This is a genomic window from Sphingomonas sp. ERG5, from assembly GCF_000803065.1.
In the GTDB taxonomy this organism is placed as follows: Bacteria; Pseudomonadota; Alphaproteobacteria; order Sphingomonadales; family Sphingomonadaceae; genus Sphingomonas.
The window spans coordinates 1-22180 of record NZ_JSXI01000006.1 but is presented as its reverse complement, the minus strand read 5'-3'; the positions used below and the strand labels follow the sequence as shown (position 1 = coordinate 22180).

19 protein-coding genes and 2 pseudogenes are annotated in these 22180 nt (G+C 59.2%); 13 read left to right on the top strand and 8 right to left on the bottom strand.

Features of this window, described 5'->3' with window-relative positions:
- Nucleotides 1-29: 29 nt before the first annotated feature.
- Nucleotides 30-677, top strand: a complete 648-nt coding sequence (locus tag OO12_RS01815) for a TetR/AcrR family transcriptional regulator (RefSeq protein ID WP_160296710.1) — start codon at nt 30-32, stop codon at nt 675-677.
- On the opposite strand, the gene OO12_RS01810 is transcribed toward OO12_RS01815, so the two are convergent.
- From OO12_RS01810 to OO12_RS01790, 5 genes are all read right to left on the bottom strand, one after another.
- The gene (locus OO12_RS01810; RefSeq protein WP_082006281.1) at nt 658-1815 is read right to left on the bottom strand and encodes an aromatic ring-hydroxylating oxygenase subunit alpha; all 1158 of its coding nucleotides are present in this window, start codon (nt 1813-1815) and stop codon (nt 658-660) included. The genes OO12_RS01815 and OO12_RS01810 overlap by 20 nt on opposite strands.
- Nucleotides 1816-1843: 28 nt before the next feature.
- Nucleotides 1844-3001 (bottom strand): hypothetical protein, encoded by a 1158-nt coding sequence (locus OO12_RS01805; protein WP_152616217.1) that lies wholly within the window; start codon nt 2999-3001, stop codon nt 1844-1846.
- On the bottom strand, nt 2994-3635 hold the full coding sequence (locus OO12_RS01800; protein WP_034156927.1) for a hypothetical protein: 642 nt from the start codon (nt 3633-3635) through the stop codon (nt 2994-2996). The genes OO12_RS01805 and OO12_RS01800 overlap by 8 nt, the downstream gene beginning before the upstream one ends.
- On the bottom strand, nt 3629-4858 hold the full coding sequence (locus tag OO12_RS01795; RefSeq protein WP_034156926.1) for a hypothetical protein: 1230 nt from the start codon (nt 4856-4858) through the stop codon (nt 3629-3631). The genes OO12_RS01800 and OO12_RS01795 overlap by 7 nt, the downstream gene beginning before the upstream one ends.
- Nucleotides 4859-5077: 219 nt before the next feature.
- Nucleotides 5078-5506, bottom strand: coding sequence for a hypothetical protein (locus OO12_RS01790; protein WP_034156925.1), 429 nt, complete (start codon nt 5504-5506; stop codon nt 5078-5080).
- A 78-nt stretch (nt 5507-5584) separates the two neighbouring features.
- Here OO12_RS01790 and OO12_RS29020 point away from each other — a divergent pair.
- Nucleotides 5585-5848 (top strand): annotated as a pseudogene (locus OO12_RS29020) (DUF4942 domain-containing protein); the annotation flags it as partial.
- Nucleotides 5849-5948: 100 nt separating this feature from the next.
- On the opposite strand, the gene OO12_RS28860 reads toward OO12_RS29020, so the two are convergent.
- Together OO12_RS28860 and OO12_RS27345 are read right to left on the bottom strand one after the other, a co-directional pair.
- Nucleotides 5949-6278 carry a hypothetical protein gene (locus OO12_RS28860; protein WP_200887365.1) on the bottom strand — a complete coding sequence of 110 codons (330 nt, stop codon included), beginning with the start codon at nt 6276-6278 and terminating at the stop codon, nt 5949-5951.
- Complete coding sequence (locus tag OO12_RS27345) at nt 6269-10378, bottom strand: RHS repeat domain-containing protein (protein ID WP_160296709.1); 4110 nt, start codon at nt 10376-10378, stop codon at nt 6269-6271. The genes OO12_RS28860 and OO12_RS27345 overlap by 10 nt, the downstream gene beginning before the upstream one ends.
- A gap of 734 nt (nt 10379-11112) precedes the next feature.
- On the opposite strand from OO12_RS27345, the gene OO12_RS01775 reads away from it, so the two are divergent.
- The 5 genes and pseudogenes from OO12_RS01775 to OO12_RS01760 all read left to right on the top strand — a co-directional run bounded on the left by OO12_RS01775 (nt 11113) and on the right by OO12_RS01760 (nt 14834).
- The gene (locus OO12_RS01775; protein ID WP_034156923.1) at nt 11113-11733 is read left to right on the top strand and encodes a type IV toxin-antitoxin system AbiEi family antitoxin domain-containing protein; all 621 of its coding nucleotides are present in this window, start codon (nt 11113-11115) and stop codon (nt 11731-11733) included.
- Entirely contained in the window at nt 11726-11875 is a 150-nt protein-coding gene (locus tag OO12_RS28855) for a hypothetical protein (protein ID WP_200887364.1), read from the top strand. The genes OO12_RS01775 and OO12_RS28855 overlap by 8 nt, the downstream gene beginning before the upstream one ends.
- A gap of 8 nt (nt 11876-11883) precedes the next feature.
- Nucleotides 11884-12539 (top strand): annotated as a pseudogene (locus OO12_RS01770) (nucleotidyl transferase AbiEii/AbiGii toxin family protein).
- Between the two features lie 1121 nt (nt 12540-13660).
- The gene (locus OO12_RS01765; protein ID WP_152616215.1) at nt 13661-14125 is read left to right on the top strand and encodes a hypothetical protein; all 465 of its coding nucleotides are present in this window, start codon (nt 13661-13663) and stop codon (nt 14123-14125) included.
- Nucleotides 14126-14576: 451 nt separating this feature from the next.
- Entirely contained in the window at nt 14577-14834 is a 258-nt protein-coding gene (locus OO12_RS01760; protein WP_268747907.1) for a transposase, read from the top strand.
- Nucleotides 14835-14852: 18 nt separating this feature from the next.
- Here the strand turns inward: OO12_RS01760 and OO12_RS26625 are convergent, their stop codons facing one another.
- Nucleotides 14853-15824: an AraC family transcriptional regulator gene (locus OO12_RS26625; protein WP_052215415.1), complete on the bottom strand. Its 972-nt coding sequence runs from the start codon at nt 15822-15824 to the stop codon at nt 14853-14855.
- A gap of 439 nt (nt 15825-16263) precedes the next feature.
- Between OO12_RS26625 and OO12_RS01750 the strand changes: the two genes are divergently transcribed.
- From OO12_RS01750 to OO12_RS01725, 6 genes are all read left to right on the top strand, one after another.
- Nucleotides 16264-16734: a hypothetical protein gene (locus OO12_RS01750; RefSeq protein WP_152616214.1), complete on the top strand. Its 471-nt coding sequence runs from the start codon at nt 16264-16266 to the stop codon at nt 16732-16734.
- Nucleotides 16735-16791: 57 nt separating this feature from the next.
- The gene (locus OO12_RS01745; RefSeq protein WP_034156920.1) at nt 16792-17256 is read left to right on the top strand and encodes a hypothetical protein; all 465 of its coding nucleotides are present in this window, start codon (nt 16792-16794) and stop codon (nt 17254-17256) included.
- Between the two features lie 25 nt (nt 17257-17281).
- Nucleotides 17282-18019 (top strand): fimbrial biogenesis chaperone, encoded by a 738-nt coding sequence (locus OO12_RS01740; RefSeq protein WP_152616213.1) that lies wholly within the window; start codon nt 17282-17284, stop codon nt 18017-18019.
- A gap of 97 nt (nt 18020-18116) precedes the next feature.
- Complete coding sequence (locus OO12_RS01735; RefSeq protein WP_034156918.1) at nt 18117-20561, top strand: fimbria/pilus outer membrane usher protein; 2445 nt, start codon at nt 18117-18119, stop codon at nt 20559-20561.
- The gene (locus OO12_RS01730; RefSeq protein ID WP_034156917.1) at nt 20558-21451 is read left to right on the top strand and encodes a hypothetical protein; all 894 of its coding nucleotides are present in this window, start codon (nt 20558-20560) and stop codon (nt 21449-21451) included. The genes OO12_RS01735 and OO12_RS01730 overlap by 4 nt, the downstream gene beginning before the upstream one ends.
- Before the next feature lie 86 nt (nt 21452-21537).
- Complete coding sequence (locus OO12_RS01725; protein WP_034156916.1) at nt 21538-21939, top strand: hypothetical protein; 402 nt, start codon at nt 21538-21540, stop codon at nt 21937-21939.
- Nucleotides 21940-22180 lie beyond the last annotated feature (241 nt).

The window sequence follows — 22180 nt, the reverse complement described above, 5'->3', positions numbered from 1 at the left end:
GTGCTACGCGCCAAATGGAGGAGCGATTGATGGGCGAGCGACCGCCGCGCCGCCGGCTACGCCAGAACGAGCCGGTAGGTACGCGCAAACTGATCATGGAAGAGGCAACGCGCCTGATCGCCCGCGATGGCGTCGAAGAAATGCGCCTGAAGGACATCGCCGACGCCATCGGCATCCGGATTCCTTCAATCTATCGTCATTTCGAGAACCGGGAAGCGATCATCGCGGAGCTCGCCCGCACGATGGTCGAGGAACTCGCGCAGTTCCTGACCCCTGATCCCGAACTCCCTCCCGTCGCATGGGTGGAGAGTTGGGCACGCGGATTGGTGTGGTTCTTCGCGAACAAGCCCGGCTATGGCCGGTTGATCCTGCGCGACCTTGCCACGCCGGGCGGGTTCGGTCCGATCTCGACCGCGCTCGGCCCGATCGAGGAGGCTCCGAGCATCAACGCTGTGGCTCAGATAACGGAGTCCTTCCGTGCCGCTCATCAGCGCGGCGTGGCAACCGAAGTGTTCACTCGCCCGGTCGATTCGAACTTCTTTTCGATAATGTTCGGCGCAATATTGGTGTCACTTGCCTGGCCCTATGCCGGCGCGTCCGGTCCGGTGGGTGTTGCGGAGCTCGAAAGGCTGCAGGCTCAAGCCGCCCGGCTCGCGCTCAGCCTTCTGCAGGACTGAAGACGGTCTCGCCAACTGCGAGCCGACCGGCAAGATAGCGTGCGAACTCGGCGATCGGGCGCTCGAGAGGCGACAATGGACCCTGGCTGGCATCTCTCCCGGCAAGTCCGCGCTGTACTGCTGCGCACGATATCCGATCCTCGAGAAGAATCCGCTCGACCGTCGCATGCTCCTGCTCAAGTCGTAGGGGATCGTGTCCGACCGGGGTGAGCCAGCCGACATGGAGCGTGGTCGTATCCGCGGTGATTGGCGTGAACCTGAACCAGGTCGCGGTCGCGCCGGAGAAGGCGATGACAAGATTGGGATAGATGCCCAATATCACCAGCCGACGCAGATCATCGTCGAGCAGCGTGGCATCACCGGGGGGTGCATCGAAGGCGAAGCCCGGGTTCGCGGGCGCGTAATGGAGATTGTGCAGGTCGCCGCCATCTTCACACACGACCCCTAGGGTCGGAAATACGGGTTCGAGCGTTGCCGTGTGGACACCCATATGATGATAGGTCTCGCAGCTATTCTCGAACGCCACCTTCCAATTCGCGTCCCATTTCTCGTCGATCGCGAACCGGCTCTCCAGCGCATCGAGGCCGTGGCGCGCGCAGAGTTCGGAGACCGCGGTCAGGCGCGGTGCCAACTCGGGTGCATCGGGGTTTGCGTTGAAGAATACGAAACCCTGCCAGACTTCGGTCCTGAAGCGCGGCAGGCTACATGCGGCCCGATCAAACGCCGGATTCCTATGCATCGTTGGTGCCCCGATCAGCGTTCCGTCCAGCTCATAGGTCCATTTGTGATAGGGACAGACAAACAGGCGCGCGGTCCCCGCTCCATCACTGCCCAGCAGTGCTCCACGATGCCGGCATGAACGGCTGAGCGTCGCGACGCTCCCATCTTTCTGCCGCACTGCCATTACCGGACCGATCGCACTGTCATAGCTGAGATAGTCGCCTGGCACCGGCATGTCGGCCGCGCGGCCGATGCATAGCCATTCGCGCGCGAACAGCCGCTCCCGCTCGACCGCCAGGAACCCGGGGTCGACATAGCAGGCGGGCGGTAGGCTCACCGCGGCGGCGATCGGTGCGCGGGTCAGGACATACAACGCTTCCAGTGTCGCAGGCACAGATGGGTTTGCTTGGGCTGTCATCAGAATCTCTGTCTCCAGGTAGGGCTGTTCAGCGAGCGTCGAATGCGCTGTCGCGCTTGCGCAAGGCGCGGTAGGACATAGCGATGCAGACGAGCGCGGCGACGGTGCCGCAACCCGCGAACATGGCGAGCGAGCGGAAGCTGCCTGAAAGGAGAAGGACACCGCCCAGAAAGGGAGCGAATGCGCCTGCGAGCATTTGGGCTCCAAAGGCTGCGCTGGCGAGACCGCCCGAGGGATCTATCTCCACCGCCGAAGCCAGCAGGAAGGGCCAGACGAAGATGAATGCGAATGACAACGATGTGAGTGCCAAGACGTAGCCATAGGGTTCGCCCGCCAGAGCCAGGGCCGTGGCGGATGCGCCAAACACCGCCACCCCGATGCCGGCGGCCAGGAAGCTTCGCTCCGCGTTGGCTACCACCATTGCAGCAGCGCCTCCGGCAACGCCGGCAAGCGCGGTCAGGCCAATGGCAAATGTCACCGCATGGGATGACAGGCCGACCGTAAGGCCGATGCGCTCGCAATAGCTCCAGATCGCGCCGGAGGCGAGGAACGCCAATCCGGTGGCGATCGCGAGCGGCAGGGCGGCCGGCCATTGTATTGCACCGCCCGGCGCTCTGAACGGCGTCCGCGCTATTGAGGCTGAGTGTGGGAGGAAGGTGGTGAGCGGAGCGCCGATCACCGCGATCGCCGCCAGAAAAAAGGCGCCGCCGGGATAGCCATGGTGCGCCACAAGCCAGCCCGTGATGAGGGCGATGACGCCACCCAGCCCCGCCAGGACTAGCGCGACCGTGGCCGCGAGCCGGGCGGGCGACGAGGCATGAGCGATCGCGCGTCCCGCTGCTGCGAGCCCCAGCCCGCCGCCGGCACCGGCCAGACACCGCGCGGCGGCCAGCACTGCGCCATCAGCCTGCATCGCCAGCAGATTGCCGGCCGCGAATGCGGCGCACGCCGCCAGTCCGCACAGGCTCGGGGACAGGCGCAACCCAGGCGCCGACAAGGCGAGTGCGACGACCGCGCTGACCAGCAGTTCCATGCTGATCAACAATCCGACGCCCGCTGAACTCATGCCCGCGCGGTCCATCAGCGTCCCGGCGAGGAAGGGAAAGGCGTTGACCACGGCGGTGTTGAGCAGGCCGACGCCGAGCACGCCCGCGGTTAATCCCGGCGGGTCAATCCGCCTATCCATCGATCAAGCTCCAATGGAGGCCATGCCATATTCGGATCCCAGTTCCGAGCAACTCCGGGGGCGCGTGCGCCGCGCCAATATCACGTACGATGCTCCAGCCGGTTGGGGCATGGCGAAGTTCAGCCGCCCACTGCGCTGAATCGAGCGGTTTGACGACGATGAGTCCGACATCACCGATGCGCAGCAGCCGCGCGGCGAGCTTGCCGCCGGGCTCATGCCCCACTGTCGCCAACGACCCAGTGCTGCCGGTCACGGCATCGCGGCGCCACACCTCTTCGTATAGGACGTTATGGCGACCGAGGCGGAATACACCTCGCTCGACCAGATCGTCGCCATCCAGTGTGATGCGGGCGCTGTCGTTAATGAGGTCTGGGCTGGTATCAATATCGCGATGGAAGGTCAGCCTGTCGCGAACGAGCCGAGTTTGGCCGGAACAGGCAGATGGACCGGTTCGCGCGCCGGCACCAAGCGGAGTTCGTAGATCGGCGAAGATCCCGTCGATCTGAAGCCAGAGCACTGTGCTGTCTTCCTGCGGTGAGCCTCCGTCGATGGATAGCGATACCCGACGCCAGATTCCGTCCAACAGCGCTTCCGTAGCTGATGACTTGGCGGAAAGATCGGGGGCGATCACCATGTGACAGCCGATCGGGCAACGATCATGCTCGTGTCAGCGCGCCGGAACGGTAGGATATTGGCCGGCTTAGTCAGCGCCTTAGCGCCCGCCGGCCAGCCGTCGCGAACCTCGACGAGCCGGACATCGATCCATCCGCGCTGCCCGACGGTTGGCAAGGTCAGTTCCACTGCCTCCGTGCCACTGGCGTGGAAGGTCAGTTGCGACCATTTGCCGGCTGGAAGTGTCCCGGGCAACCGCCGCCCCGCGAGCGTAGGCCGCGGGATCGCGACCGACGGCTTCACAAAGATCCGCATGTAGCGGCCGCCATTGGCGTTGATCGCGCGGATGCCGACCCGACGGGCGGCGCCATCGCCCAGAATCGCGAGGTTGAGCACAGGCCGGACGAATGCGGCCGGCTTCGCATTGGCGACCAATGGCGGTTCGGGCAGCAATGGTTCCATCGACTCGCGTCGGACTGTATCGCCGTCCTGCTCCATTGCAGTCTTGACCCATCCCGAAGGATCCAACTTACTGCTGACCCAATAATTGGTCCGCGCATCGATGTCGGCGAGATAGAAGACCTCGACCATCTCGGGGCTGGCCGCGGACGGTGCCCGCCCTTCAATCCCGGCCACGGCGGACAGTATGAGGCCCGCAACGAGGCTGGCCGTCCCCACCCAAGCCGATCCTTTCAGCAACCAGAGCAAGGGCGCCAAGGCCAGCACCGCCAGAGCGACGAAGGGAGCGATGATCGCCGGCAGGGTGGGGCCCATCAGGACGAAGAAGCCATAGGCTTGCGATGCCATCATGCCGATCAGTAGAACGGCGGCGATAGCGATTGTGGCACGCACCGCTGGCAGCGCCGCTCCGTTTGGTGTGAGGATCAGTAGGGCCGAGATGCCCGCTAACAGCAGCAGCGGCCAAACCAGCACATGCGCGCCGGCCGGCAGCAGCAACTGGAGTGCCGCTGCCAGTACGGCCAGCATCGTGACTGCTCCCGCGAAGAAGCCCGTCATCTCCACCCGCTGACCAATGCTCAATGCGGTCAGCGCCGCCGCCGCGACGCCCACGCCGAGGACGAGCGGGCTGAAGGCCCCGAGCAATGCGCCGAGCGATCCTGCCGCGAGTAAGCCTATCGCGGCTGCGCGGCGTTTACCGCGCGCGGCGGCATCGAGCTGCAGCATGCCGGTTCCGGCAGCCAGCAGAATGCTGGCGCCTAGCAGCCATCCGAATTGCCCGATCATTGCATAGGGGGACGCAACGTCCCTGAGCAGGAAGGAAACGAACCGGACTTCCAACACCAATATGGTTGCGGTCACAGATTGCGGCAAATAATTTCATCTCAACTCTCCCTTTTATATTAATGCGAGGTCCAGGCATTAAAATGCGAGGGCCAAGAACTAATACGTATGAGAAGAGCTACCCATCAGCGCTGCCGGCGAAAGAATAGTGCGCTAGGACGGCTACGCCCGCGCCGGGACGGGATCGTGCCGGGGCTGGAACAGGTCGCGGATCACCACAACCTCGGCCTCTTGATATGGGGTCACTGGAAGCGTCTTCAGCCACGGCTCCTCGCGAATAAGGGTGCAGTAGAGTTGAATCTCTTCCTCGATATACCCGGATAGGTAGTTGACCTCGGGCTCATCAAAATCCGGTAGCGGCAACTGGTCCGCCGGGATGCTGAACCAATAGACGTCCGGATCGCCATCGAGCGTGCTTGTGACGGTCAGCGTCAGGCGGTGCTCGGTCAGCGCGTAAGTGCCGACGTCTTCACCGCGGCGAATGATCCGACCGCCGCCCAGCGTCCATTTCTTCTCCGGTATGCGTTCAAGTGGCTGCTCCTCGATCAGAAGCCACCAATCGCCTTCAAATGCGGCAGGATCATATGCCATCGTCTCTTGTCCAAACGACGCGGGAGGTGAGAACAATGGCAGAACATCTACTAATGACACCAGGCCGGGAATTGCGCGTCGACGTTTGGCCACATCTGGAAATATCGCCGCGAGATCTATTTGCGTGGTATCGCCAACACATTCGCTACCCTGGATCGTCGGTTCCGATCGCATGATGGTTTTAAAATCGGCTCGCGACTGATTATCGAGCGCGCCCTCAATGAGGCGCGCAGTTACTGGGCGGACTATGACCGGCGTAACACGCTGCGCGATGTCGAGCGCGTCTTCCTCGAGCTGGACGGCAACCCACCCATTTCAGAAGGTATGAGCATTGCCACCTAGGTCACCAATGCGATGTACGTTCCAGCACCTCATGTACTGCAGGGTGACTATTTCCGCGTGCGCATCTTTGGCAACGGCAATCTGCGCCTGTGTTTCGGCGCTATATCTCTGAGTAAATAAACATTCTCTCGCCTTCTATTTGACGGCATTCAAATTTGTATGGTCCCCGTTGCCCACCATCAGATGTTGCGATATTATACTGGTAGGTTGATATATAAGTGTTGTGCGGTTCGTGATCACTGAACGTATGAGAGATGATGATTACGGGACCTTCCACCATGGATTCGAAGTTAGTTTTGCATGCTTCTTCAAATTCCTTAAAACTATGGTGCGGATTGCTCATAATCTGATTTTCCTTCAAATTTCGATCAACTGCGCCCGCAAAGATCATAGATAGAAAAAGGGGTGCAATAATCACGATCAGCGCCACGAACGAGGAACCGGAAGAAAATAACTATTTCCTCCAGAAATCCAGACCCAACCCACTCCTCTGACGTAGACAAAACCATCCGTTTCTGGATTATTTTCAATCGTGGTACACACCCGCAGCGCATCTCTACATTCGAGATATGCATTACGCGCATCCTTATCGCTGGGAAACGAGTGCGCGCGCGCATGGCAAGCGTGAAACATTTGCACACAACCGGAATATGGGCCACCGCCTGGTCCCTGAGGTTGCGGCTGAGTACCCTTTGCCAGTATAATTCTCGGGGCGATGACTAGGACGTCGCTTGATTCGTCATCACTGGGACTCTGCCCGTTGACGATGATGTCACTCGTGTCCTCATTATGCGGCTCGAAGTCAGAAGCGGCAGGATCACTATTCGGAATTACCGTTATTCCAGCTATCGAGATGGGCTCGGGTGCAGAAAATCCGCTCGCTGTTACAACGATATCATCCGAAGGAGGCGGTGGCGCTACACCAATATCACAAGCAGAATCGTCAAGCGCTCCACACTCAAGCCCGTTAGGATCTGTTCCATTGATGGGGTCATTCTTGGTGTAGGCATACCAGTTCATCCCATCGTCATAGCCAATCGGGTCGGTCTGCATGAACCGCCCGAGCGTCGCGGAGTAGAAACGCGCCCGGTAGTAATAGAGGCCCAGCTGCGATATCCAATATTGCCCGGTATATTGGAAGCGCGACGTGTTGGTTGCGCCCGGAATACCATATTCGTCATAGGAATTCACGCCGATGGCAGCTCCCGTGCTGTCGGTCACCGCGATCACGCTGCCGCGTTCGTCTGCCGGAAGCCAGAACCGGTCGCCGTTTGGGCCATAGGTCGCCACTGGCGCCTGATCACCGGGGCCATAGACGAACCGGCTCCCCAGCGCACCGGTCACAGGGTTCCATATCGCGATCATGTTCTGCCCGTCATAGCCGAACCGCTGTTGGGTGTTGACCTGGTACAACCGCATCAGGGGATCATAGATCAGCGTGTTCGCGCCGGAGGACTGCAGCAGATTCTCTGAGCTATACGCATAGGTCGTCGTGCCCGAATTGGTCAGATTGCCCCGCGCATCATAGCCAAGCGCTGTCGACCCGGACGCCGTCGCTTGGTTGAGCCCATTGATCGTGTAGGGGCGATCGACGTTGACAGAGCCAGTCCAGGCGTAGCTGTCGTTCGAACGTGTCGTGCCTGATAACTGGTTCGCCGGATTATAGCTGAACCCCAATGTCAGATCCTGTGCCGTACCCGGCAGGTCCTGTGTCAGTGACGATAGGCGCGAGATCGGATCGGGCGTGTATGTCGCGCTGGTACCATTGCCGCGCGTCAGGCTCAGCTTCCGTCCCAGATCGTCATAGCTGTACGTCGCCAGTACGCCCGGGCCGCTTGTCGCGCCATTCTCGCGGATCGCCGTCACATTGTCCGTAACGTCATAATCATAAGTGACATAGAACGCATCCGGCCAGGTCAACCGGATACGCCTGCCTGCTAGATCATATTGCGAAGAGACGGTGCCGCCTGGCCCGACCTGGGTGAGATTGCGACCCAGAGCGTCAAAGGTGAACGACAATGTCTGTGCGCTGGAACTGATGGAGGTCGGCCGCCCGAGCAAATCATAGCTATAGGAGATATCTGCTTCGGATGACGGAAGATCCTTCAAAGTCAATCGGTTCAATGCATCGTAAGTGTAGGCGATCGACTGGCCGTCCCGCAGTCGCCGGCTGGTCACATTACCGTTCGCATCATAGCCGAGCTGTTCATAATCGGTGGTCGAGCTGGCCCCCGACCCTGTTGTGGATGAGGGGTAGTTCGCTTTCGTCAGCCGATCCAGCCCGTCATATGTGTAACTGGTCGTGTTGCCGTTCGCGTCAGCTACGCTCTTCCTCTGCCCATTGTTGGTATAGGTCACACTTATATCGTCTGCTTGCGCTGCTGTACCATATGCCGAGGTCATTTTGACCATTCTGCTAGCATCGTCATAGCTCGTCTTGCTGATCCGATCCGGGCCTGCGGCTCCTGTTGTTTGCGCAGTGCAAGCCGATGCGGGCAGTGATCCATATGCCGCCGGATTCATCCGAACAGTGGTGCAGTCGAGCCGGCCGTCGGCATCATAGCTATATTGCGTCAGACTATAAATCGTTCCCCCTGAGCTTGTCGCATCACTAATCTTATGTGCGTTCGCGTCATAGGTCGTCGTTATGGCTTGCGTGCTTACGAATCCCGACCAATCGCTATCGCTTGTTCCCGCCACTATGCCAAGCTCACGCTGAGTTGGCTGACCATTTGTGTTATAGCTAATCCGCGTCGCTTGGCGCTTATGTGGACCTGTGCCATCGGGGTCCGGAGCAATTACCCCAATTATCTCATGGTCGGCGTCGTAGCGGTAGATGGTGGTGTCGTCCGCGCCCGGTAACGGTCCATCAATGCTCACTCGATTGCCGATAGCGTCATAGGTGGTTGTGGTGGTCGCTGTGGGGTTACCATTGCCCGCCGCCTTGGTGATGCTGGCCGGCAGCAGATTGGCGTTATATCCAAATGTGGTTTTTATCTCGTCCGCTGTTCCAGCGCACGAAGCTGTATTCTGACAAGTTGAAGCACTATTTAATAACTGTACACCATTCGCCGTTACGTAACTGTACGTTATCTGAGGTCGAATGCCATTTGTTGCCGGGGGAGATGTGATCGTCAATATATTTCCGGTGATTGCGTCATAAGTATAGTCTGTTTGGGATCCCCTAGCATCCCTGGTCCAATTCGCTTTGTTGCAACTTGTAGCGCTTGCGCAGTTTGCCGGGTAGTTTGCCGATAATACGATGTCAGGTAAACCTGAGCCAATTTTGGCAATATGACGCTCTTCCGTCACATTGTGACGACTGTCATAACTGTATCGAACAATGTCACCTTCTGGACGAGTTTTGCTTATGATTTGATTGAATGAATCATATCCATACAGTGTTACATTTTGCAGCTCATCAATTGTACTAGAAATTTGCGTATTGTTTGGATATACAGTGAAATCGGTATCCGTGACATACTTTTTAACATTATTAGTGGAATTTGTCACAAAAACAGTGAGCCTTGTCGATTTCAAAATAGACGTACCAGGCCAAGTAAATGTTTCATCAGTGTGACTGTATTGAGTTGTTATTTCATCTTTGGTGATAGCGGTAATCATCGCTGCGGGATAATATTGACTACTCCAATTTATAACAAGATTATCAGTCAATGAGCCGGGGGATCTGGCGCTATTTAACATGCCGGGATTGCCGCCCGCATATTCACCATTTTGAAGATTGAGGCGCCATGTTCTGTTTAACGGATCTGTAACAAGTGTCGTGGTCGATGAGGGGTAAGTATAGGTTACGACAGGCCAAGATTGCGCTGGAGCATTCAAATTCTTGAATGTCATATGAGAACGGCGATTCCAGTCGCAGCTTTGATCGCCGCCGGCACACAGGCCGTCATCCGCAACATTCGACACATAATCAATTTCAACGGCATAACCGAAATTGTTCTGGATTTTTTCAAGCCTGGTACCGTTCCAGAGAAAGGTCGTAAAACCTCCAGGTCCGGTCTGTTTCGAAAGAGGTGCTAGCAGGCAGTTGTTCCGATATTGACTTGGCGGCCCGCAAAATGGGAGCTCATACCCATAGGCGTGATTCCCCCCACTTTGCGGCGGGCCGTAGGTAATTTTTTCGCCGGATCGAGACGTGTAAACCAGCCCATAGCCATCGGGTGTCACAAGGGTTGAGCCGTCACCATTTCTTGGCTTAAAGGTGCCGGCTGTGGGATTGTTAGGATCGATTGCGTTGCCAGGCTGGCCGGTCATCAGGTCAAAAACGTTGGCTGTCTGGCCAAATCTGACAACTACGTAGACTCGGCTGGCCTCATCTATGTAGCGAGTGATAATTCCTGGCCAATTGGTGGTGACTCCGGCCGGCCCGTACTGCCGTTGCATCTTCAGGATTCCATCCCCGCTGCCGATGGAACCTTCGTCAAGATAGAAACGATATTTCAAATTTGTGACATCAACTCCGTTTTCGTCGGATGTGATCTGCGCAGGCGGTTTGAGATCAATCAAGCTTTGCGCAAAGGCAGGGGAAGCAGAACCGATAATCAGAACCGCCGAAAGAGTTCCGGTCGCGTACGCCGCTGACCACGCAACCCTTGGCCGTCGCATATATGGCTCCAAAAAATTAGCTAACAGAGTTGTCGGCTAGGCGCAATTTGGAGCACTCGTACTTAGATATTTCAAGTGAAATATTTCTGCCATATAGGTAAACATTCTAGCTCATGTAATGTATTGCAAGGGATGCTTCCGAGTATCTGTCAATCGTACTTCTTAATTCATCAACCAAGTTTTGATCGATAAATGGAAACGTTATCGATCACGGCGCGAATTTCCGCGTGCTCGATCGAGCCCATAAGCAAGCGTGATCGATCGAAATACGGTCCTCGCGAGAGTATCCGAAGCTTTTTCGCTGTTTCGCTTGGAAGCCTAAGGGTTGCGCCGCGACGTGCGCGTGATAATGTGTCCCTTGGCGAGAAGGCGATGGAAATCGCGCTTTGAAGTCAGTTGCTTGGGCGTCCATCAGGTTTCCTCTTCTGCGGCTGAACGCAGCACTTTTGCGTTGAAATCACTCGATAAAATGACCGAAGGCTTCGTACGCTCGTTCGATTCCCTCCTGAGGGCATCAAAGTTTCGTGGATTTGCGCTGCGCGAAGGCTGCTGGCTCAGACGGTCCGCCGATCATGCTACTAGCGACATGTGACAAAACCTCTGATAGAGTTGCGATGAATCAGAGGTTTTGTCACATGTCGTCGACATCACTTACTCAGGTCGAAAGGCTTCGCAGCCTGCTCGATACGCGTACAATGATGCGTGCGCAGGAACTGCGTGACGCAGGGATTAGCGCGCAGACGATTGCTCGTGCGGTTGAGGCGGGCGAAATCGAGCGGATTGCGCGCGGTCTGTATCAGAAACGCGACGCGGAGATCGAGGAGAACCAGATCCTCGCAGAGGCAGCGATGCGCGTGCCTAAAGGTGTGGTCGCTCTCGTCTCGGCGCTGGCCTTCCACGATCTGACCGACCAGATGCCGCGGCGCATCTGGATGGCGATCGGAAAAAGCGACTGGGCACCAGTGCAGGCCTATCCACCGATCCGCACCGTCCGCTTTGCCGAAGCCTATCTGCGCCAAGGGATTGAGTATCATGAGATCGCCGCCGTTTCCGTGCCGGTCTATTCGGTCCCCAAGACGCTCGCCGACCTCTTCCGCAATCCCAAGCTGGTCGACCGGTCTGTTGCCGTCGAGGGCCTGCGCGCCGCTCTCCAGCAGCGCAAGGCGACCCCGAGCGCGATCGCGCAAAGTGCGCAGGCTGGCGGAGCCTGGAAGGTGATGCAGCCTTATCTCGAAGCGCTCACCTCCAATGGCTAAGGCGCCAACAAACCTCGCGAAGTCGGTGAAGGACCGTCTTCTCGCTATCGCGCGGCGCGAAGGCCGCACCTTCGATATCCTGCTGGTGCGCTTTGCGCTCGAGCGCCTGCTCTACCGCCTTATGCCGAGCGCTTCGTCTTGAAAGGCGGGATGCTCGTCACGGTCTGGGTCGCCGACGACAATCGGGTGACGCGCGATGCCGATTTCCTTGGACATGGATCCGCAGATCCCAATCGGCTCATCGACGATTTCCGCGAGATCATGTCGATCGGGGCCGACGACGGCCTCGTCTTCGATATCGACGCTCTGGCGGCGTCAGGCTGAAGACCGCTGCCTATCTCGAACGGACCCGTATCCCCGTCACGATCGACATCGGCTTCGGTGACGCGCTGGCCGATGCCACCCAGCGGCTTGACTACCCGACTTTGCTGGAACTGCCGGTGCCGCAGGTGCGCGCCTATCAGCCGGCCACGGTCATCGCCGAGAAATTCCAGGCGATGGTGGCACTCGGCGTGCTGAACGGTCGTATGAAGGATTATTATGACCTGTGGGCAATTCCTCGCGCTATCGCGTTGTCCGATGACGAACTCGACGCAGCGAAGGACGCCCATCTGGCACGGGAATATCTCGATGCTCTGAAAGCGGCCGGTATGGACGAGGGCACGGTCATCGATGGTAAGGACGGTGTGGATTGGCTTGCCTGGGCAGAGGCCAGCATCGAGCGCCGCTTAATAGCCGAGTCAGATCCGACCGTCGTTTTCCAATCGGTCGCGGAGGTCACGAGCTACTCGTATCGAGACCGATAACGGCTCGATCAGGCTACCTGACGGCTCAGTGGAAACCTTGCGAAAATTGCTGTGTCTGCTACTGTGTCTTCCGGCGAGAGTTCATTGAAATTCGCGCTTTGAAACCAAGCCCTTGGAGAGCCGGTAGGTTTCCTCTTCTGCGGCTGCGCACAGCGCTCCTACGTTGAAATTCCTTGATAAAATGACCGCAGGCTTCATACGTTCGTTCGATTCCTCCTGGGGGCATCGAACGCTGGTGGCTTGCTTCAGCTGGTGGTGTTCGGCGGCGGACGGCTGAGCCTGGATGCTCGTCGCTGCTGAATTGCGCGGGAGGGAACCGAACAGCTCCCTCCCGTCGTCAAACGCTCGATCGAGCGCATTCCGCTGAAAACGAGGCCACTCTCAAGCAACGACGACGGCCAGCTCCACTCAGCTCCGCGACTCTCGAGACTTGATATAGCAAGCCTCCGAACGCTTTCGCGTCCGGAGTTCAGGTTGTTCGGGATCATCGAATTCAGTCGATTATGCCACGCGCAGCGCTGTCGATGAAATCCGCGATCCGCAAAAACCCTTACCGGGCAACCCTTAGGGTAATCTACAATATATCTTTAACAAGGCTGCAAAGCCAAACCATCCGTCAACAGGATGGAGGAGGTCATGAGTCGTTTGTTCATTGGAAGCGCAATTTGTAACGTTAACGGGCCTGGCGCGATAATGATGCCAGATGATTTTATGTCGCAATAGTTTAATGCAAATCCAACAACAGTTTATATGTATATATGGATGAATGCATATATTGCACGGTTGCAGTCGACAATTTCCTTCTTCAGGAAAAGATCGATCGCTTTGAGCACCGCCGCGTCGCCGAAGGGGGATTGCCTACGGTCAGCAGTTAGACACCTTAAGGCGTACTTTCGGTTTCGCTGCACCATCAAGGTTCGACAGCCGGGGCCGACTTGCAATCGTCCCCAGGCTGAACGAACGGCGCGGCCAAGCCTGCAAGATCCTGATCGTCGGCATGGGCCATAGCTTTGAGACCTGGGATTTGGACTATGTCCTCGATCACAGAAACTCCGAATTGCGCATGCTCGCCTCACTTCATCTCAAGCTCACCAATGCAAGGAAGATCAAAGGAGACCGCCATGAACCTGCTCTGCAATCTGTCCGGCCACACGGTGCCGAAGGTGTCGCTGGAGAACCAGGGCTTCCAGTTCAGCCGATGCACGCGTTGCAGCCACGACATGATTCGGTCGTCGACATCGACTGATCGTAGCTGGAAGCCGGTACCACCAAGCTTTCAAGTCGCCTGGAGAAGCGTCGATCTCGCCATATTCGAACACCGGTCACGGGTCGGGGCGCAAGTGGCAGCGGCGCGACAGGCCATGCTCGGTGTGGCAAGCGCGGCGCTGATCGGCTTCTCAGTGATGCGATGGCGCGCCGGTGATAGCGCCCGTCGGGTTGGACGGCAGTTTGCCAGAGTTCTGACAGGGAAGAATCGCGTAATCCGCGGCGGGCACGTGAGGTTGCTCAAGCTGCGCTGGAATGTCGTCGTGCAAGTTACAGTTCGGCGCGATATCGGGTTCGACCACGAGCGACTCGTGGCCTGATCGAGTTCCAGCGAAAGCTGGATCAGCGTCCGTCCGTTTCCGTTTGCTGGGGTTTCGGTTCCTTTTCCCAGGGGGGCAGCGTTGGAAACGGACGGGCGCTTAGCTGGATGTTCTGCCCATGCCGAATGTATCACCCGCACCGTATCGACCTGCGACGACACAACGTAACAATGGTTAGCGAGCACCACGAAATGGAACTTCAAGGCACCATCTCGACAAATCTGCGTGGCGCGATCGGGAGCTGTTCACGATTGCGAGGGCAGCCCGTTTACCGGGAAACACTCGCGCACTGGCGAGCGCTTCTGGAAGAAGGTCGGCGCGCACGGATGCGTTCAGAGGCGAACATACGGGCAGACATTGACGCGTTGGTCAAGCGGCTGGAGGGGGAGCTTTCGCGATACGATTGAAGCGAACGGTTCGCCCTGCTCGTTAAATTTTCATCCCCGCGAGGATGGCCGACGCCACGGCGGCTTGGAGGAGCGCAGCAATAGCGCTGGCAACAACCGGGACGTCGCGAGGTGATGGATTGCACACGCGCCGCAAATATCAGCGCAGCTATGACCGCATTGCGTATAAGCAGCGATGGGGCATCGAAGCCTTCTTCGCTCGCATCAAACAGTGGTGTCGCATCGCAACCCGATGCGACAAACTCGCCGACAGCTTCCTCGGCTTCGTCAAACTCGCCAGCATCATGCTCTGGCTTAAATAGTTAAATCGTCACCACAACCTAGATCGCACTTCGGGAAATCCTGAGCCGTTCACGGGCAAGGTCGAAGTCATGCAACGCTTGGGTGGCGGAGCCCAGAACCGCCGCCCGCTCATGAATGCTGGCATCTAGGAACGGGCGCTCCAACGAGAGGAAGCGACGCGGCGTCATGCCGAGAAATGTGTTCGCGTCGCGCAGGAAATGCGACGCGTCATGATAGCTGGGATCAATGGTCGAATAATCGCGCCGGTCCGGACTTGTCATCAGCTTGATCAGCGACCGCAGGAACCGAGCGCGCATTAGCAGGACCTTCGGGACAAATCCGAAATAGCGCGTCGCAATCCGGCGCAAGCTGTGGGTTGAAATGCCGAGCCGGCGAGCGACGATGCCAACGTCGATCACGCCTTCGACCATCAGCAATGCAGCGAATTCGCGGATTAGGGGTTCGTCGGGATGGGCCAGGCTCAGCAGCGGCAATAACAAGGCGTCGAGCAGTGGCTTGACCATCGATCCGCCTTCCGAGTCTTGAAGCTCTTGAGTCAGCCGGTTTGAGAAGCGGTCCCCCATCGCTTCCGACAGCGGCACCACCCGATTGTGGAAATCTTCCGCGGATCGCCGGGACAACCGCGCCCACCCCAGTGCGCTGACGCCGACACCGACCATCACACCGCCATTGGTGGTAGCTCGGATTGCGCGGCTGGTGGGGCCGAACAGGCTCGCCTCGGGCAAGGGCGAGAAGATACGGCGGCCGATGCCGATCTCGATCGGGCCAGCGTTCAAGGTAACGCGGATATTGGCGGTACCAGGCAGAAACCAGTCGATCCGGTTCATCGCTGCGGCGCCGCTTGCTCCGTAGACATGATAGCCTGTGATATGATCGATCAGCTCAGCGGCGGGCTGTTCGTATCGGACGATCATTCCTGCCTGCAACTGGGATGATCCGAGAAAATGCGGCTCGTCGATGCCACGCTGGTCGAGCGTCGTGATAGTCATTCGAACGCCTCCCCCGAGTCATGGCCAACATCGGCCAAAACATCCAATATGGCAGTTTAACCATAATGTCCCTGCGCTGGATCAGGAATCTTCAAAAGATTTGAAAGGGTTCCGACTCACTCCTGCGACGTGCGATTTTGGCACAATCAGTGCCAATAATTGTAAGGAAATCTATGGGGGTTAAGAAAGAATCCAGATTGCCGCCTACCCAAGACAAGCCTTAAGAAGACGTTAACGAGTCGGGAGGCTCGTGACGGGGAGTGGCGGGGGAATGGTTCGGCGACGAACTAAAAAAGCTATCAACGGCTTGGCGTAACCCAACACCACATCATGACGCAGCTGACGGAGAATGGTCGTTTCTTCGAACGGCTGGCTATGCCCAAATAAAATAGCTCGGATGCTCCGATGCTATAATTTCATGATCTATTGGAGTACGAAAATGAAGAAGATTCTTATTGCTGCCGCTGCTTCGGTCATCGTCTCGGCAACGCCGGCTCTCGCGAACACCGCGAACACCACCATCTATGCCCAGGTCGCACCGGTTTGCACCATTTCGGCGCCTGGCACGACGGCAATCAACCTCAGCGGCACGACAGCGGTCGGCGACGTGACGGCACAGTGCAACAATGCGGCTGGCTTCACCGGTTCGGTGTCGTCGTTGCACAACGGCCATCTGGCTGATCAGAACGGCGTGAGCGCGACCCAGTATCCTTACACGCTGACGCTCGGCGGCTTCGGTGCGGTTCCGCTGAACGGCACGACGTCGATCAACAGCGCACAACTCGGCGGCAACGCTGCCCTGATCAATGCGACCACGTTCGCAATGTCGGTCAACGTCGCTGCACCGAACGGCCCGGCCTATGCCGGCACCTATCAGGACACCATCTCGTTCACGCTTACCGCGAACTGAGCTGGCATGAGGGCGGCCTTCGGGCCGCCCTCTACCTTTTGAACCAGGAATTTGCCGGTGCCGCTGTTCTTCCTGCCAATGGCCGCCATCGTGACGGCCCCGGTCCAGCCTTCAGCGACCGCCACCACTATGATCTACGGCGTGGTGGCGCCGGTGTGCACGGTCGAGGTCACGTCGCCATCGGCAATCGTCAGCCTCGACATCCGCGGCGCGCAGTCGATGACGCCGGTGATCTATCACTGCAACGACACCAACGGATTCACCAGGCAGGTCTCTTCGCTGAACGGCGGCGCCCTGGTGCGCGGCGCTCAGCGGATTGGTTACCGCCTGTCGCAGGACGGCGACGTCTCGATCGCGATTGCGGACACGTCGCTCACCGCGCCGCTCGTCTCGCGGATCAGCGGATTGGCGTCAGTCACCGGAACGTCGGGCATGCTGAGCATCACAATACCGGTCGTACCGGGGCGGTTGCTCGCCGGCGACTATACCGATGTCATCACCATAGAAATCACCCCGAACTGATTTTTCCCGGGGGGGAGAGCAGACCGTGAAGAGTAAGTTGAAGCGTCTGATCGTGGCGCTTGCCATGATGTCGTTGATCGCGACCCCGGCCCTGGCCGTGCGCGTCCAACCGATGGCGTATGACCTTACTCCGACGGGAAGCGGCGCCTCGAAGGATCTGCGGGTCGAAAATACCGGTGACAAGCCAATGCCGGTCGAACTCAAGGTCGAGCGCCGGAAAATCCTGCCCGACGGCACCGAAGAACGCATACCGGCCGAAGATGATTTCCTCATCTTCCCCCCGCAGGGGATCGTTCCGCCCAACGGCTTTCAGACCTTCCGCGTGCAATATGTCGGCGATCCGGCGATCACGAAAACGGTGCTTTATGTCGTCACGGTAGTCCAACTGCCGATCGACACCAGCGGCGAGAAATCGACTGGCGTGCAATTCCTGTTCAACATGGGCACGCTGGCGGCCGTGTCGCCGGATGGCGCCAGGCCGCAACTCGAGATCGTCGACGTGAAGCCCGCCGTGACCACGGCCAAGTTGCGCATTGAGGTGAAGAATTCCGGCAATGGATATGCGCGGCTGCGCAACGGTGTCTGGACGCTCACCGGGGGCGACGGCAAGGTCGAGACGCTGGAAGGCGAGGCATTGTCCAACGCATTGGCTCAGCCGTTGATAGAACCTGAAACCAGCCGCATCATCGAGCTGCCGGTCAGTGCCGCATTCGTCCGCGAGGGGGCCAAGGCGAGCTTCTCGCTGCAAACCGCCGCCAAATAGTCGCGGACGAAAAGGCGTGCGCCCTGTCCGTTCCCTGATGTTGTCGACCAGCGCCGCCACGATCATATGGTGTGCTGGGCCGGCAGGCGCGCAATCCATGACCGCATCGCCGACGCCGCCCGCATCGACCCTGCCTGCACCTGGGCCGGCGGCGGCCTCGCCGCAGACCAGCCCAGCGCCGGTGCGCGCCGCCCGGCGCGTGAAACTGTCGATCGGCCTGACGGTGAATGGCGCACCGGCCGGCGAAGTGACGGTCGATACCAACGCCGCAGGCGACGCATCGGTTGATACGATTCAACTGCTCGCCCGTCTCGAAAAGATCGTGTCACCCTCGATCCTCGACAAGCTGAAGCTGCGCATCGCCAACCGGGCGTTCGCGCCGGTGGCGGAGTTGCGCAGCGACGATATTCCGCTGGTCTTCGACCTGGCCGGGCTGCAGCTGCGACTCGATTTGCCGGTCAATGCCCGCGCGACCAATGTCATCTCGATCCAGGATCGCAGCTCGCTGGGCCTCGCCGCAACGGTCGACCCGTCCGACTTCGCGGCTGGCGCGACCTTCACCTTGTCACAGCGCCTGCAGCATAGCCGTGGGTTCGGCGGGATCGATCGCGACCCGGCGCTGCTCGCCGTGCGCGGCTTCGCCAATTATGGCGGCAAGGATGGCGTCTATCTCACCTTTCTCGGCGGGATCCGTGAGAATAACCACATCTTCCGTCGCGGCACGACATTGTTCCACGACAACGTCGAAAACGCCGTGCGCTTCTCGATCGGCGATCTCGATCCGCAGACGACCGGGTCATATCAGGTTTCGTCCAACCTGCTGGGGATTGGCGTCGAACGGTCGTATCAGGACATCCAGCCCTATCGAAATCTTCGCCCGGCCGGGCGCGGCGGGCTGACGCTCGAGCGGCCGTCGCGGGTCGATGTGATGGTCAATGGCGCGCTGTATCGCACGCTGACGCTGCCGGCCGGTCAGTACGACCTGCGCGATTTTCCATTCCTTGACGGACTGAACGACGTACAGCTGAACGTGACCGACGATAGTGGGCGCAGCGAGACGCTGAACCTGTCATTCTTTTCCGACACGCTGCTGCTCGAACAGGGCGTGTCGATGTTTTCGGCCAATATCGGGCAGCAGCAGGACAGTTTTTCGCAATTTTCCAGCACCCGCTACCGCCATTCGCCGATGTTTTCGGGCTATTATGTTCGCGGCGTGACCGACTGGTTGACGCTCGGCGGCAGCGTTCAGGCGGATCGTGCCAATGCGCTGTTCACCGGTCAGGCCGTGGTGGGCACGCCGTTCGGCGTGTTCGGCGTAGAGGGTGCGCTCGATCGCAGCGATTTCGAGAAACTGCAATATTCCGCCCTGATCAGTTACCGGCTCAACAGCGTCTCGAGCACAGGACGGCAGAATCTGCTCGCGGTCGATTTCATCACGCGCTCCGCCGCCTTCTCGCCGATGACCTTTTCCGACAGTCGCCCGAACACGTATCGCTACGAGATCAATGGCCGCTATCAACGTGCGCTGAGCGAGAAACTCTATGCCACGGTCGGCGCGGGTTATAGCAAGGGCCGCGATCCGTTCGGCGACCTCATCACCGCCAGCGTCGGCCTGTCGCGCAGCTTTGGCAGAATTTCCACCAGCGGCACCTATAGCTATCGCAAGGACGATCGCGGCACCGATCACCGGGTCAGCCTGTCGCTCAATATCCCGCTTGGCCGCAATCAGTCCGTGCGCACCAATTACAATTCGGAACGCAATCGTGTCGCCGCCGATTATTCGCTGATCGGCTATGAAGGTCTGGGGCAGACCAGCGCCGAGGCGTCGGTCTATCGTGAGGATGGAGGGCGCGGCGCGAACATCGCGGTCGAACATTATTTCAACCGCTTCCGCGCATCGGTGGTCCATGATTATCAGAGTGTCGATGGTCAGAAGACGCAGACGTCGGATATCCAGCTGAGCTTCGGTGTCGGGTATAGCGATGACCGCCTGGCGCTCGGGCGTAACGCGGATCGCGGTTTCACCATCGTCGCCGGGCATCCGACCCTGAAGGGCGCGCAGGTCGAGGTGAGCAGCCGTTACAGCCTTGGGCCAGCCGCAAGGACGGGCGTGCTGGGTCCGGCCTTGGTTCCGGTGCAGCGTGGCTATCAGCCCGACGTGCTTGAGGTGAAGGTCGCTGACCTCCCGCCCGGTTACGATATCGGAGCCGGGCGGATCGACATCCTGCCCGGCGCGGCGAGCGGCTATCTGTGGGAGATCGGCTCGGCTGCCTCGCATACGCTGATTGCTTCGCTGCTGGACGGCAAGGGAGCCCCCATTCCTTATGTTGCCGGGTTGTTGACGCCGGTTTCTGGCAAGGGCGAGGCGATCCAGTTCTTCACCAACAGGACGGGTCGACTGGTAGCGCAAAAGCTCGCGCCCGGCTCCTATTCGCTGCGGCCCGCGGGAGCCGCCGCGCCGATCGCCACGGTGACTGTCGCTGAGGATGCGGCGTCGATCGTCAATGCCGGAACCATCGTCGTGAAGGACTATCAGCCGTGATCAAGATCTGCTCGCTGCTCTCGGCGTTCCTCGCAATCACCGCTGCCACCCAAGCCGAGGCTGCCTGCACAGTGACTGGGCGCACCGTCACGCCGGTGGTATCGCTGACCTATAACCCGTTTGCGCCGTCGAACGAGGTCGCCGATATCAATGTGGAGCTCTCCAACACGGGCGATACGGCCTGCACCGTGCGCCTGTTCGCCCGTCCCTCGACCGGCGGCAGTTCGCTCCTCTCCGGTGCCGACCGGCTCCTCTACCGCGTCGATAATGGCGGCGGAGGAGGCGGGGGTGAAGCCGGCGAGATTGGGCCGTTTTCCTTGACGATCGGGGCGAGGCAGCAGCGCATGATCGGCATCCATATCGTTATACCGGCACAGCAGATCATGCGGCGCGGCCTGTATCGGACCGACCTTGCGCTGCGCCTGGTCGGCGATGCCGATAGCGAACTGGCTCTGACCAGTCCCAATGCCAGCCTGAACGTCGCGGTACCGGCGCGGATCGAAATGAACATCTCCGGCGCGGCCGCCAGAGGTAATGGCGGTCCGCTCTCGATGGCGCCCGCATCGATCAATTTCGGCGAAGCGCATAGCGGGCAGAGCGAGCGCGTGTTCGTCAATATCTGGTCGAACGGCAGCGTGACCGTCTCCCTGTCGTCCGAAAATGGTGGGGTGTTGCGCCATATGGAAAATGCCGCCCTGCCGCCGATCAGCTATAGCACGCGCTTTGACGGCCAGCAGATCAACCTCCGGTCGCCGACGGCGCTCACGCGCAACCCACCGGCGACCTTGTCGGGTGGCGCCTATGAACTTGCGGTCACGCTTGGCGACATTCGGCGCAGCTATGCCGGGCAGTATAAGGATGTGATCACCGTCTCCATTTCGGAGAATTGAGCGATGCAGCCCTAATCGGCGATTAACCCTGTCTCGCAGGCTAATCGGCATAGTCTGGGTCCTAAGGGTCTCTTCGGAGGCCGTTCATGCGCAAGATCATCAAAGCATTTTTCCTGGTGTCGGCGCTCGCGCAGGCACCTGCCGCTTACGCCTCCACGGCGACGCTCAGGCTGGTTGCCCGGGTGCCTGTGATGTGTGCGGTCGATTTCAGCGGCGCGCGGCTGGAGGCTAGCCGCATCGTCATTTCGATCCACCGGATGTGCAACACCAGCCATATCGTCTCGGTCACCGTGCCGGGGAACGATGCCGGTGACGTGCGGGTCAGCTATGCCAATACGCCCGTCATGGCCGGCGGCACGGTCGACCTGGTTCAGCCGGAGCGGTATTTCGATAATGTCGATGAGATCACGATCGAGAGCCGCAGCAGCGATCCCGATCAGTTGTTGACCCTTGCCCGGAATATCAACGTCGCGGTCTACCCGTCATGATGTTACCGGCCGCCTGACGGCGGCGGCATTTTAAGCTGGCGCTACGTTAAAAACGCGCGGCATCCCGGAACCGGACGTTGATTCAGGTGCTGTATTTCGGCTTGAACTGGCCGATGCACGAACCCGCTGCGCGGGATTGGCGTGCGCGGTGAGGTCGAGACGTAGATACGAGGTTTGCGCCTGAGTTGAGCGCCGCCTGAGGCGGGCAGACCATCGAGGCTCCTTCAACTGAGGAGTCATA